Here is a 12,821-nt window from a genome sequence, read left to right on the forward strand (position 1 = left end):
TAAAGAAAACTTATCTTATTCCCACTTTTTCCAGTAGCTGGTGCGTGGGCTATGCAAATAGCGGCGACCAGTTACCACATTTCGTTAGCTTGATTTCAGGATAATTATGAGCAAGAGCACCGCTGAGATCCGTCAGGCGTTTCTCGATTTTTTCCATAGCAAGGGACATCAGGTAGTTGCCAGCAGCTCCCTGGTGCCGAATAACGACCCGACTTTGCTGTTTACCAACGCCGGGATGAACCAGTTCAAGGACGTATTCCTTGGGCTCGACAAACGTAATTATTCCCGCGCTACCACTGCACAGCGCTGCGTTCGTGCAGGCGGTAAACACAATGATCTGGAAAACGTCGGTTACACCGCGCGGCATCACACCTTCTTCGAAATGCTGGGCAACTTCAGCTTCGGCGACTATTTCAAACATGATGCTATCCAGTACGCATGGGAGCTGCTGACCGGTGAAAACTGGTTCAACCTGCCGAAAGAACGTCTGTGGGTGACGGTGTACGAAACAGACGATGAAGCCTACGAAATCTGGGAAAAAGAAGTGGGTATCCCGCGCGAGCGTATTATTCGCATCGGTGATAATAAAGGCGCGCCGTATGCCTCTGACAACTTCTGGCAAATGGGCGATACCGGTCCGTGTGGTCCGTGCACCGAGATTTTCTACGATCATGGCGATCATATTTGGGGTGGCCCTCCGGGTAGCCCGGAAGAAGATGGCGATCGCTATATCGAAATCTGGAACATCGTCTTTATGCAGTTTAACCGCCAGGCCGATGGCACCATGGAGCCGCTGCCAAAACCGTCAGTGGATACCGGTATGGGTCTGGAACGTGTTGCGGCGGTATTGCAGCATGTGAACTCGAACTATGAAATCGACCTGTTCGTGAAGTTGATTCAGGCGGTGGCGAAGGTGACTGGCGCGACGGATTTGAGCAACAAGTCGCTGCGCGTTATCGCTGACCATATCCGTTCTTGCGCATTCCTGATTGCAGACGGCGTGATCCCATCGAACGAAAACCGTGGCTATGTGCTGCGTCGTATCATTCGTCGCGCAATCCGCCATGGCAATATGCTGGGCGCGAAAGACACCTTCTTCTATAAATTGGTTGGCCCACTGATCGCTGTGATGGGTTCCGCCGGTGAAGATTTGCAGCGTCAGCAGGCGCAGGTCGAGCAGGTGCTGAAAACTGAAGAAGAGCAGTTTGCCCGTACGCTGGAACGCGGTTTGGCACTGCTCGATGAAGAGCTGGCGAAACTGAAAGGCGATACGCTGGACGGCGAAACGGCCTTCCGTCTGTACGACACCTACGGCTTCCCGGTCGATCTGACGGCGGACGTATGCCGTGAGCGCAATATCAAAGTCGATGAAGCTGGCTTTGAAGCCGCAATGGAAGAGCAGCGCCGCCGCGCGCGCGAGTCCAGCGGTTTTGGCGCAGACTACAATGCGATGATCCGCGTCGATGGCAGCTCTGAATTTAAAGGCTATGACCATCTGGAACTGAACGGCAAAGTCACGGCGCTGTTTGTTGATGGTAAACCGGTTAACGCGATTGCCGCAGGTCAGGAGGCTGTCGTTGTTCTCAACGAAACGCCATTCTATGCGGAATCTGGCGGTCAGGTGGGGGATAAAGGCGAGCTGAAAGGCAACGGTTTTGCTTTCTCCGTACAGGATACGCAGAAATATGGTCAGGCAATTGGTCATCTCGGTAAGCTGACTACCGGTTCACTGAAAGTGGGCGACGGCGTGAAAGCAGAAGTGGACGAAGCTCGTCGTGCGCGCATTCGCCTGAACCACTCCGCTACACACCTTATGCACGCTGCGTTGCGCGAAGTATTGGGTACGCATGTGGCGCAGAAAGGCTCGCTGGTGAATGACAAAGCGTTGCGCTTCGACTTCTCCCATTTCGAAGCCATGAAACCGGCGGAAATCCGCGCGGTGGAAGATCTGGTCAATGCGCAAATTCGCCGCAACCTGCCGATCGAAACTAACATCATGGATCTGGAAGCCGCGAAAGCGAACGGTGCAATGGCACTGTTTGGCGAGAAGTATGATGAGCGCGTGCGTGTACTGAGCATGGGCGATTTCTCCACCGAACTGTGTGGCGGTACGCATGCTTCCCGCACTGGTGACATTGGTCTGTTCCGCATTGTGTCTGAATCCGGTACGGCGGCAGGTGTGCGTCGTATTGAAGCGGTGACCGGCGAAGGCGCTATTGCCAGCCTGCATTCGCAGAGCGATCAACTGCACGACATTGCACAGTTGCTGAAAGGCGATAGCCAGAACCTCGGCGATAAAGTCCGCACCGTCATTGAGCGTACTCGTCAGTTGGAAAAAGAATTGCAGCAGCTTAAGGAGCAGGCGGCCGCGCAGGAAAGCGCAAATCTGTCTGGTAAAGCTATCGATCTCAACGGCGTGAAACTCCTGGTCAGCGAACTGGCAGACGTCGAGCCGAAGATGCTGCGTACCATGGTGGATGATCTGAAGAATCAGTTGGGTGCTTCAGTCATTGTTCTTGCCACCGTGACCGAAGGAAAAGTTTCTCTGATAGCGGGCGTGTCGAAGGATGTGACCGATCGTGTGAAAGCAGGGGAATTGATTGGCATGGTTGCCCAGCAGGTCGGGGGTAAAGGCGGCGGACGTCCGGATATGGCGCAAGCCGGCGGTACCGATGCGGCCGCGCTTCCAGCAGCGCTCTCCAGCGTTAAAGAGTGGGTAAGCGCTAAACTGTCATAATTACAAAGCGAAAGCAGACGCCATAACCTTGCCGTTATGGCGTTATTGCCACTACGCTATTGATAACAAGAAAGTCAGGTTGAAGTCTTGTATATCGGCTAAACTTAGGTTTAACAGAATGTAATGCCGTGACTGCTTACACTTAGGTGTTTGTCATCGCTTACTTTTTGGCGTTATATGATGGATAATGCCGGGATACAGAGAGACCCGACTCTTTTAATCTTTCAAGGAGCAAAGAATGCTGATTCTGACTCGTCGAGTTGGTGAAACCCTCATGATTGGGGATGAGGTCACTGTGACTGTATTAGGAGTTAAAGGAAACCAGGTGCGCATTGGCGTTAACGCTCCTAAAGAAGTTTCCGTTCACCGTGAAGAGATCTACCAGCGTATCCAGGCTGAAAAATCACAGCAGTCAAATTACTGATGCAATTATCGCGTCTCGCTGTTTCCCGGCGAGACGCAACACCTCCTCCTGATTCTCCCTCTGTTTCGTTATCTTTTTATTTCACTCGTCCGATTTTGCCGTTATCTGCCGTTTTTTACGTCTGCTCCATTGTCGTTTTTTCTCAGCGGTACGGTGGAAATTCTGCTGATAAAACATCCTTTTTGGGCTTTTTACAGGCTAATTGTCTGCGAAGTGTGCAAACGATTCAGGGGCAGGAAAAAGTGTTTGACTTATAAGTCCCAGAAAGTAATATGTGCGCCACGCAGCGACGATGAGCTCTCAACAAGTTCTTCGAAGCACTCGAAAGAGGCGTGTGGTGAGGTGGCCGAGAGGCTGAAGGCGCTCCCCTGCTAAGGGAGTATGCGGTCAAAAGCTGCATCCGGGGTTCGAATCCCCGCCTCACCGCCATTTTGCATCCGTAGCTCAGCTGGATAGAGTACTCGGCTACGAACCGAGCGGTCGGAGGTTCGAATCCTCCCGGATGCACCATCTTGTTCAGTGTAGCGAGGTAACGCGGCACTGAATCAGCGTTGTAAAGCAAGTTTTCCCGATGCATCCGTAGCTCAGCTGGATAGAGTACTCGGCTACGAACCGAGCGGTCGGAGGTTCGAATCCTCCCGGATGCACCATCTTGCATCAGTGCAATGAAGTCGTAAGCACTGAATCTGCGTTGCAAATAAAGTTTTCCGATGCATCCGTAGCTCAGCTGGATAGAGTACTCGGCTACGAACCGAGCGGTCGGAGGTTCGAATCCTCCCGGATGCACCATCTTCTTTGAAATAACAGCATGTCTGTTTTCTCAGGGAGAGCGGTACTGGCAGCAAGCACCAGGAAGGATAACGTTGCTTTAGCAACGGCCCGCAGGGCGAGTCGAAAGACGAGTCATCCTCCCGGATGCACCATCTTGTTCAGTGTGGCGAGGTAACGCGGCACTGAATCTGCGTTGTAAATAAAGTTTTTTCCGATGCATCCGTAGCTCAGCTGGATAGAGTACTCGGCTACGAACCGAGCGGTCGGAGGTTCGAATCCTCCCGGATGCACCATCTTCTGTGAAATAACAGTGCGTCTGTTCTTTCTGGGAGAGCGGTAATGACCGCAAGCACCATTCCCTCTCAAAAACTACCTTCTCTGATATCGATACCCCGTACCCCGTTTCATTTCTGTTCAATTTGCCTGTTATGCACTGGCAGCGACAAAAATCCCTGTTTACGCTAAAGTAATCACCTGTTATCCAGTTTGTGAGAACACGATGTACGACCGTTATGCAGGGCTGATTTTTGATATGGATGGCACCATCCTGGATACTGAACCCACTCATCGTAAAGCCTGGCGTGAAGTGCTGGCGCGTTACGGGATGCGCTTTGACGAGCAGGCCATGATCGGGTTGAACGGAGCGCCAACCTGGCGTATCGCACAATCGATTATTGAAGCCAATCAGGGCGATCTTGATCCTTATCTTCTTGCACAAGAAAAAACGGCAGCGGTAAAAGCAATGCTGCTGGATTCTGTACGCCCTTTACCGCTGATTGAGGTGGTAAAGGAGTGGCATGGGCGTCGCCCCCTGTCTGTTGGCACGGGCAGCGAAAGCGCTATCGCAGAAGCCTTACTGGCGCATCTTGGTCTGCGGCATTATTTCCATGCGGTCATTGCCGCCGATCACGTTCAGCACCACAAGCCGGCACCGGATACGTTTCTGCTCTGCGCTGAGCGAATGGGTGTGGAAGCAACGCAGTGTGTGGTGTTTGAAGATGCGGATTTTGGCATTCAGGCGGCGCGAGCGGCCGGAATGGACGTCGTGGATGTTCGCTTACTGTGAGTGACGCGCTGTCGCTTTTTTCGTTGTTTGCCAGCAGCTTTCTCAGCGCCACGCTTCTGCCGGGTAATTCGGAGGTGGTGTTGGTGACCATGCTGCTCTCTCACGTCAGTCAGCCCTGGCTTCTTGTTGTAATAGCAACAATGGGTAATAGCCTTGGAGGGCTGACTAACGTTATTCTTGGGCGTTTCTTTCCGCAGCGTAAAACCTCACGCTGGCAGGAAAAAGCGACTGGCTGGCTCAAACGCTATGGCGCGGCTGCATTGCTGTTGAGCTGGGCGCCTGTAATAGGCGACTTACTGTGCCTGCTGGCGGGATGGATGCGCCTCTCGTGGGGGCCAGTATTGATTTTTCTGTGCCTTGGGAAAGCGTTGCGCTATGTGGCTATTGCCAGCGTAACGCTGCAGGGTATGACGTGGTGGCACTAATTGGATTGAGTGAGTGACCTTTAATCGTCAACCATTACAATTATGCTTAATAAAATGATTATGACAGGCGGGAGGTCAATTTGATCCCGGACGTATCTCAGGCGTTGTCCTGGCTGGAAAAACATCCTCAGGCGCTTAAAGGCATGCAACGCGGCCTTGAGCGTGAAACGTTACGCGTTAATGCGGACGGTTCTCTGGCGACGACCCGCCATGCGGCAACGCTTGGCTCTGCATTAACCCATAAATGGATCACCACCGATTTTGCCGAAGCATTGCTGGAGTTTATTACTCCGGTGGATGGCGATATCGATCATATGCTAACGATTATGCGCGATATTCATCGCTACACCGCCCGCCAGATTGGCGACGAGCGTATGTGGCCGCTGAGTATGCCGTGCTATATCAAGGACGGTCAGGATATTGAGCTGGCCCAGTACGGCACTTCAAATATCGGCCGCCTGAAAACCCTCTATCGCGAAGGGCTGAAAAACCGTTATGGCGCGCTGATGCAAACCATATCTGGCGTGCATTACAACTTCTCATTGCCGATGGCATTCTGGGAAGCAAAAGGCGGCGGCACTGATAAAGAAACGGTATCGGACGGTTATTTCCGCCTGATCCGTAACTATTACCGCTTTGGTTGGGTGATCCCGTATCTCTTTGGCGCTTCTCCGGCGATTTGCTCGTCCTTCCTGCAAGGGAAACCGACCTCGCTGCCGTTCGAGAAAATGCCGAATGGCATGTACTATCTGCCTTACGCAACCTCTCTGCGTTTGAGCGATTTGGGGTACACCAACAAGTCGCAAAGTAACCTCGGCATCACCTTCAATAATCTGCACGATTATGTGGTGGCGCTGAAACGCGCGATTAAAACGCCTTCTGAAGAGTACGCCAAAATTGGTTTGAAGAAAGAGGGTAAATACCTGCAAATCAATACCAATATCCTGCAGATTGAAAATGAGCTGTATGCACCCATTCGTCCGAAACGCGTGACCCGCAGCGGCGAAACGCCGTCTGATGCCCTGCTGCGTGGGGGGATTGAGTACATTGAGGTCCGTTCGTTGGACATTAACCCGTTCACGGCGATTGGCGTCGATGAGCAACAGGTACGCTTCCTCGATCTGTTTATGGTCTGGTGCGCGCTGGCTGATGCGCCGGAAATGAGCAGCGACGAACTGCTCTGTACGCGTAAAAACTGGAACCGCGTGATCCTTGAAGGACGCAAACCGGGCCTTACGCTGGGTATGGGCTGTGAAACTGCGCAGTTCCCGCTTGCCCAGGTCGGCAAAGATCTATTCCTCGATCTGAAACGTGTGGCGCAGACACTGGATGGCGTGTACGGTGGCAAAGCGTACGAAAATGTATGTGACCAGTTGGTTGCCAGCTTTGACGATCCGGAATTAACGTTCTCAGCGCGCATTTTGCGCTCTATGATTGATAATGGGATCGGCGGAACAGGTAAAGCGCTGGGCGATCAGTATCGTTCTCAGTTGCGTGAAGAGCCGCTGGAAGTGCTGCGAGAAGAAGATTTTATCGCCGAATGCAAAGCGTCGCTGGTGCGTCAGCAGGAAGTGGAAGCCGGTGATACCGAGTCTTTTGATGCGCTTTTAGCGCGGCACGCCTGACAGAAAAGAAAAAGGCCACATCGCTGTGGCCAAAATTTCATCTCTGAAAGTCAGGGATGATGATAACAAATGCGCGTCTTTCATATACTCAGACTCGCATGGGAAAAAAGAGTTCATTTTATTTTTAAAAAATCACTATCGGAGGTGACTAAATGCCATTGTTGGATAGCTTCACTGTCGATCATACCCGTATGGAAGCCCCTGCTGTCCGTGTTGCTAAGACCATGGACACGCCGCATGGCGACACCATCACCGTATTCGACCTGCGTTTCTGCGTGCCCAATAAAGAAGTTATGCCGGAAAAAGGCATTCATACTCTTGAGCATCTGTTTGCCGGTTTTATGCGTAACCATCTCAACGGCAATGGCGTTGAGATCATTGATATCTCCCCGATGGGCTGCCGGACAGGCTTCTATATGAGTCTGATCGGCACACCGGAAGAACAGCGTGTTGCCGAGGCATGGAAAGCGGCGATGGCGGATGTACTCAAGGTTAAAGATCAGAATCAGATCCCGGAACTGAACGTTTACCAGTGCGGCACCTACCTGATGCACTCGCTGGAGGAAGCACAGGAAATTGCGCGTCATATCCTCGATCGCGATGTTCGTGTTAACAGCAACGAAGAGCTGGCCCTGCCGAAAGAGAAACTGCAGGAATTGCATATTTAGTGCTGTGCCGCCTTCCCGTAACGAGAAGGCGGCTCTATTTTTCCCCTTCTTCTGCTTCCTGTTATTTATAATATTTATCGTTTTTGTTTTATATATTTAACCGGATAATGCCTCGCTAAATCTCCCTTTGCCTTCAGTTGTTATTTGAAATTTGTCGTGATAGTTTGCTTTCGCCGTTTTGTCCGGTGGCTGTCTGCGTAATATATTTTTCTGTTAAATATATTTTATGGAAATAATTCTCTCAGGGTATGAGGATAGTATGCGTATATCTCTTTCTTTGGTCTTGTGCTTATCAATGTGTTTATCTTTAACCGCCTGCGTGAAGTCAAAACCGCCCGCTGTGGTGCAGGATGCGCCGCAGAAGCAGCAGGCACAGAAGTGCTATGATTTATTAACGGCGTTAAAAGGTCTCGACAATGCCACGTTTCAGATCTACCAGCAGCAATTCAGTACTATTAATAAAAGTTACGAGGTTTATAAGAGAAACGAAAAAAATATTGATAAGAACTCTGCTGAGATTATGAAACTGGAAATCGATAATAAAATTAATGTTGTTTGTTCGCGTGTCCGCAGTGCGGTATTTACAGATATGTCCCGTCGTGCCAATGAACTGAATCAATTATGAAAAAACAATTACTTTTAACGATGGGGCTTCTGTCTGTTATTTCCTTTTCGCGGGGATATGCTGCGCCCACGGCATTGCTCGATCGACTCATGGAAGACGGTATTATTCGCGATGAACCGGTCTCTCTCTTTCCCGCCCGTGAGCAGACGCCGGTTGCTGCTCCTTCTCAGCAAACACCTCCCACATCGGCTGAGCGAGTTCAACCCGATGACGACAATAACGCTCGGAAGAAAGTGACCGATCAATTGGCCCGTATTGCGACTCTGGAAGCAAAGCTGCAACAATCTGAAGCGGCGAAAGCCCGCGCTGAACAACAGATCATGGCATTACAGGCAAAGCAGAGTGCAACAGCGCCCGTTTTCTCACTGGAGGCCAATAAGGGTGAACTGGCGAGAGTAAACTATGCCTGGGGCGTCTGGTTCGCCGCGAAAGCGCAGTTGGAAAGTCGTGCGCTGAAGGATGTTGGTAAAGCATTCGTAGCGCAGGCGTTTCTGCAAGGCGTAAAGGACAGGTTCGAAAATCATTTACAGATGCGCGATAGCGATATTGACCGTACTCTCGCGACGCTGAATAAACAGATAAACGATGCCAGACAACGCGAAATGACGCGCAATAAAAAACAGGGCGAACAACTCCTTGCCAGTGCCGCCAGGCAGAAAGGCGCTGTGCGGGAGAGTAATGGCGCTGTCTATCTGGTTGAGAACAAAGGCCAGGGCGCAATGGTGAAGGACAGCGATACCATTCGTTTTAAAGTGGATGAAAAGATCAGCACCGGGCAGATCCTCAGCCGTGGCGAGGTGAGTCATGGTCCTGTCAGTGAGCTTCCGGTCGTTATGCGTACCGGCGTGAAGAAGCTGGCCGTTGGCGGGCGGGTAACCATGCATGTGCCCGGTGAACTGGCCTACGGCGAAGAGGGGATCCCTGGTGTGGTGCCCCCGGGCGTGGTTTCGGTGATCACGCTGGATGTGCTTGCCATTGAGCCATAACAAAATCGCCTCCCTAAAGGAGGCGATTGTTTTTGAGCATCAGTGCGCGCCGCCACCGCCGCCGCCCGCGCCAAACGGGGGTTTCGCAAACCAGACCAGGCCGAGCAGGATCAGGAACACTCCGGCAGAGAACCAGAAAATCTCGTTGGCGGAGATAATCAGCCCCTGGTTCGTGATCTGCTGCGCAATCCAGCCGGATGCCTGCTGTTGCGACATACCCATACCTTGCAGTTGATTATAAATCTCCTGCGCGTTCGGGTTATACGGATTCACCGACTCCGTAAGCTGCGCGTGGTGCATCGACTCACGGTTGGTCCACAAGGTTGTGGTAATCGACGTCCCGATGGAGCCTGCCAGTGTACGCGCAAAGTTCGACAGACTTGATGCTGCCGCCAGGCGCTCCGGTGGCAAACCAGACAGCGTGATGGTCGTCAGTGGCATAAAGAAGCACGCCACCGCAAAGCCCTGGATAAACTGCGGCCAGGCAGATGCGCCAAAATCCATCCCCGGTTCAAACGTATATGCACGCCAGTAGAAGCACACTGCGTACATAATAAAACTGAACGTGACCAGACGGCGCATATCCAGCTTATGGGCAAAACGCCCGATGATCGGCGACAGCAGTACCGGGATCACCCCAACTGGCGCAGACGCCAGGCCTGCCCACGTAGCGGTGTAGCCATAGACCTCCTGCAACAATTGCGGCAGCAGGACAATCGCGCCGAAATAGAGCATGTAAGCAAGGCTGATGCACAGACAGCCGATGGTAAAGTTGCGCGACTTGAATAACGACAGGTCGACTATCGGGTTTTCGTCGGTCAGTTCCCAAACCACAAGGAAACTTATCGAAATGACGGCGACAATCGTCAGGACGATAATCTCTGTGGAGTTGAACCAGTCCAGCTCTTTACCCTGATCGAGCATCACCTGCAAACTACCGATACCAATCACCAGCAATGCCAGACCGACGCCATCGATCCGGCGCTGTTCCGTACGGGTTTCCCGACCGCGCAGGCTTTGCAGGGTCATCAGCACCACCGCAATACCTATCGGCACGTTGATAAAGAAGATCCAACCCCAATGGTAATTATCACTGATATAACCGCCGAGAATCGGCCCGCAGATAGGCGCGACAATCACCGTCATTGACCACAGCGCCAGCGCAATCGAACGTTTCGCCGGTGGATAGTTACTCAGCAACAGGCTCTGCGACAGCGGGATCAGCGGCCCGGCGACAATCCCCTGAATCACGCGGAAGAAGATCAGCATACTCAGGCTGTTCGACATGCCGCATGCCCAGGAGGCGATGGCGAAGGCTACTGTAGACCAGAGGAACAGTTTCACTTCCCCGACGCGCTTTGCCAGCCAGCCGGTGATCGGGATCGAGATGGCGTTCGCCACCCCAAACGAGGTGATAACCCAGGTCCCCTGGCTCAGTGATGAGCCAAGGTTCCCGGCGATAGTCGGAATAGCAACGTTAGCGATGGTGGAATCCAGCACCTGCATGAAGGTCGCGAGCGACAACGCAATGGTCATAATGACCAGTTGCGCGCCTTCCAGCGGTTTCTGTTGCATTGCACTCACCTCAGATTAACCGGCGTTGGCTTTCACGATGTTATCGATCAATGTATTGACCGGTTCGAGGCTGATTTCCCTGGCGTTACTTTCATACGCCGGGCTGGTGCGAACCTGGCTTGCCAGCACCTGACCTTCACGTTCTGAGGTGTCCACTTTCACCAGCGTGGAGAGACCAATACGCAGCGGATGATCGGCAAGTTGCTTCGCATCCAGCTCAATACGTACCGGCAAACGCTGCACCACTTTGATCCAGTTACCGGTGGCGTTCTGCGCAGGCAACAGCGAGAAGGCACTGCCGGTACCCATATCCAGCCCGACAACCTTACCGCTGTATTTTACCTCGTCGCCGTAAATGTCGCTGACGACGGTCGCCGTCTGACCAATGCGCATATGCGCAAGCTGGGTCTCTTTAAAGTTGGCGTCCACCCACAGATTAGTGGCCGGAACCACCGCCATTAAGGACGTTGTCGGGCTGATCTGTGCGCCGGGTTGTACCGCGCGGCGGGAGACGTAACCCGTAATTGGGCTCACGATTTTGGTACGTTGCAGCGCCAGCCAGCTATTACGCACTTCGGTCGCTGCCTGTTTAACTGCCGGCTGATCTTCCAGAGGGGTGTCGAGGATGATCGCCTGGTTGGCGTTAAACTGCTGCACTGCCACGTCCAGCTCGGCTTGCGCGCTGGCAACCGCGTCACGGGCATGTTGCAGCTCTTCGCGGCCAATCAGGTTAGCGCTGCCCAGCGGTACGCGACGGTTAAAGTCGCTCTGTGCCTGGGCGAGAGCGGTTTTTTTCAGCTCTATGCTCGCTTGCAACTGCTTGCTGTTGATGATGGACTGGCGGGTTTGACGGACGCTGCTGGCCAGGCCAGTCTGCGCTTTTTCAAACGCTTGCTGTGCATCGGTCGCATCGAGCGTGACCAGCACATCCCCCTGTTTGACGAAGTCGGTATTGTCGGCCCAGACTTTCGTCACGCTGCCGGATACCTGCGCCATGATTTGTACCTGGTTCCCTGCCACGTAGGCGTCATCTGTCTCTTCAAAATGACGCAGTACCAAAAACCAATAAATCCCGTATGCCACGGCAATAACAATAAAGAGCAAGGTCAGAAGCAGAAGGGCACCTTTACGTTTACCTTTCTTTTTGACCGGTTGCTGCGGGGTTTGGCTCTCCGCATTTGCGCTCATGCTTTTCTCCACGATCTTCTTATTTCATATCGGCAATGCCGACCTGTTTTCGCCAAAAAGGCCAGCAGCAAAAGCTGCCAGCCAGCTTGTCTGTATTCTTATATCCTGGATAGTCGAGCGTCTTATCGCGTTAGCGCAACGCCTCGAGAATGACGTCGTCTTCTTCCATCTGGTCGAGACGTGTCAGGAGTTTACGGGTGATATGCTCAAGCTGATCTTTTTCAGCGACGCTGAGAGAAGACCAGAGTTGATGCAGGCAATTATGCTGCGGAGGCAGCACCTGACGCAGAAAATCGTGACCTTTGTCGGTCAGTTGCAGGTGCAGACAACGGCGATCATTGTCGCTTTCGCGACGCTCAATCCAGCCACGCTTTTCCAGCTCATCGGCGATGCGCGTGGCGTTGGTGCGCGATGAACCCAGCGCACTGCTCAATTCAGACGGCTGAATGCTATGGTTTTCCTGGGATTCCAGCGTAATTAATGCCATAAACAGCGTTTCGTTGATGCCCTGCGCTTTCAACATTTTGTTGCGGTTTTCCAGCAACTTGCCCTGCATATGCATACACAGACGCGTTAACAGAATCTCTTGAAAAGGGAAATCCTCGTAGCGGCTGGCGCGAAACTTAAGCATTTGTTCAATGGGCGTAAAAGAACTATCCATTTTGGGCATAACCTCATTAATTGCAGTCGATATAGTAACGACAGTGACAAATAAAGTAAATGTATTATTT

At 52.4% G+C, this 12,821-nt stretch carries 11 protein-coding genes and 5 tRNA genes; 13 read left to right on the plus strand and 3 right to left on the minus strand.

What is annotated here, in order from left to right; translation table 11 throughout:
- The first annotated feature begins 106 nt into the window (after window positions 1–106).
- From alaS to O9K67_RS05415, 13 genes are all read left to right on the plus strand, one after another.
- A complete protein-coding gene (gene alaS, locus O9K67_RS05355; protein ID WP_061493463.1) occupies window positions 107–2,737 on the plus strand; it encodes an alanine--tRNA ligase in 2,631 nt (876 codons plus the stop codon).
- A gap of 238 nt (window positions 2,738–2,975) precedes the next feature.
- Window positions 2,976–3,161, plus strand: a complete 186-nt coding sequence (gene csrA, locus O9K67_RS05360) for a carbon storage regulator CsrA (RefSeq protein WP_007370562.1) — start codon at window positions 2,976–2,978, stop codon at window positions 3,159–3,161.
- A gap of 336 nt (window positions 3,162–3,497) precedes the next feature.
- A tRNA-Ser gene (locus O9K67_RS05365) sits at window positions 3,498–3,590 on the plus strand.
- Window positions 3,591–3,594: 4 nt separating this feature from the next.
- Window positions 3,595–3,671 (plus strand) — tRNA-Arg (locus tag O9K67_RS05370).
- A gap of 63 nt (window positions 3,672–3,734) precedes the next feature.
- Window positions 3,735–3,811 (plus strand) — tRNA-Arg (locus O9K67_RS05375).
- A gap of 62 nt (window positions 3,812–3,873) precedes the next feature.
- A tRNA-Arg gene (locus tag O9K67_RS05380) sits at window positions 3,874–3,950 on the plus strand.
- A gap of 198 nt (window positions 3,951–4,148) precedes the next feature.
- Window positions 4,149–4,225: transfer RNA gene (locus tag O9K67_RS05385), tRNA-Arg, on the plus strand.
- Between the two features lie 206 nt (window positions 4,226–4,431).
- Window positions 4,432–4,998, plus strand: a complete 567-nt coding sequence (gene yqaB, locus O9K67_RS05390; RefSeq protein ID WP_061493464.1) for a fructose-1-phosphate/6-phosphogluconate phosphatase — start codon at window positions 4,432–4,434, stop codon at window positions 4,996–4,998.
- Window positions 4,995–5,423, plus strand: a complete 429-nt coding sequence (locus tag O9K67_RS05395) for a YqaA family protein (RefSeq protein WP_061493465.1) — start codon at window positions 4,995–4,997, stop codon at window positions 5,421–5,423. The genes yqaB and O9K67_RS05395 overlap by 4 nt, the downstream gene beginning before the upstream one ends.
- A gap of 80 nt (window positions 5,424–5,503) precedes the next feature.
- Window positions 5,504–7,048 (plus strand): glutamate--cysteine ligase, encoded by a 1,545-nt coding sequence (gshA, locus tag O9K67_RS05400; protein WP_061493466.1) that lies wholly within the window; start codon window positions 5,504–5,506, stop codon window positions 7,046–7,048.
- Window positions 7,049–7,200: 152 nt separating this feature from the next.
- A complete protein-coding gene (gene luxS, locus O9K67_RS05405) occupies window positions 7,201–7,716 on the plus strand; it encodes an S-ribosylhomocysteine lyase (protein WP_061493467.1) in 516 nt (171 codons plus the stop codon).
- Between the two features lie 259 nt (window positions 7,717–7,975).
- On the plus strand, window positions 7,976–8,341 hold the full coding sequence (locus O9K67_RS05410) for a hypothetical protein (RefSeq protein ID WP_245191446.1): 366 nt from the start codon (window positions 7,976–7,978) through the stop codon (window positions 8,339–8,341).
- Complete coding sequence (locus O9K67_RS05415) at window positions 8,338–9,327, plus strand: FKBP-type peptidyl-prolyl cis-trans isomerase N-terminal domain-containing protein (protein ID WP_061493468.1); 990 nt, start codon at window positions 8,338–8,340, stop codon at window positions 9,325–9,327. Before O9K67_RS05410 ends, O9K67_RS05415 begins: the two co-directional genes overlap by 4 nt.
- Before the next feature lie 39 nt (window positions 9,328–9,366).
- Here O9K67_RS05415 and emrB read toward each other — a convergent pair whose 3' ends face one another.
- The 3 genes from emrB to mprA all read right to left on the minus strand — a co-directional run bounded on the left by emrB (window position 9,367) and on the right by mprA (window position 12,751).
- Window positions 9,367–10,902 carry a multidrug efflux MFS transporter permease subunit EmrB gene (gene emrB, locus O9K67_RS05420; RefSeq protein ID WP_061493469.1) on the minus strand — a complete coding sequence of 512 codons (1,536 nt, stop codon included), beginning with the start codon at window positions 10,900–10,902 and terminating at the stop codon, window positions 9,367–9,369.
- Window positions 10,903–10,917: 15 nt separating this feature from the next.
- Window positions 10,918–12,090, minus strand: a complete 1,173-nt coding sequence (gene emrA / locus O9K67_RS05425) for a multidrug efflux MFS transporter periplasmic adaptor subunit EmrA (RefSeq protein ID WP_061493470.1) — start codon at window positions 12,088–12,090, stop codon at window positions 10,918–10,920.
- 130 nt (window positions 12,091–12,220) lie between these two features.
- The gene (mprA, locus tag O9K67_RS05430) at window positions 12,221–12,751 is read right to left on the minus strand and encodes a transcriptional repressor MprA (protein ID WP_061499792.1); all 531 of its coding nucleotides are present in this window, start codon (window positions 12,749–12,751) and stop codon (window positions 12,221–12,223) included.
- Window positions 12,752–12,821: the final 70 nt, after the last annotated feature.

Origin of the sequence: Kosakonia oryzendophytica (assembly GCF_027886705.1) — a bacterium.
Taxonomy (GTDB): domain Bacteria; phylum Pseudomonadota; class Gammaproteobacteria; order Enterobacterales; family Enterobacteriaceae; genus Kosakonia; species Kosakonia oryzendophytica.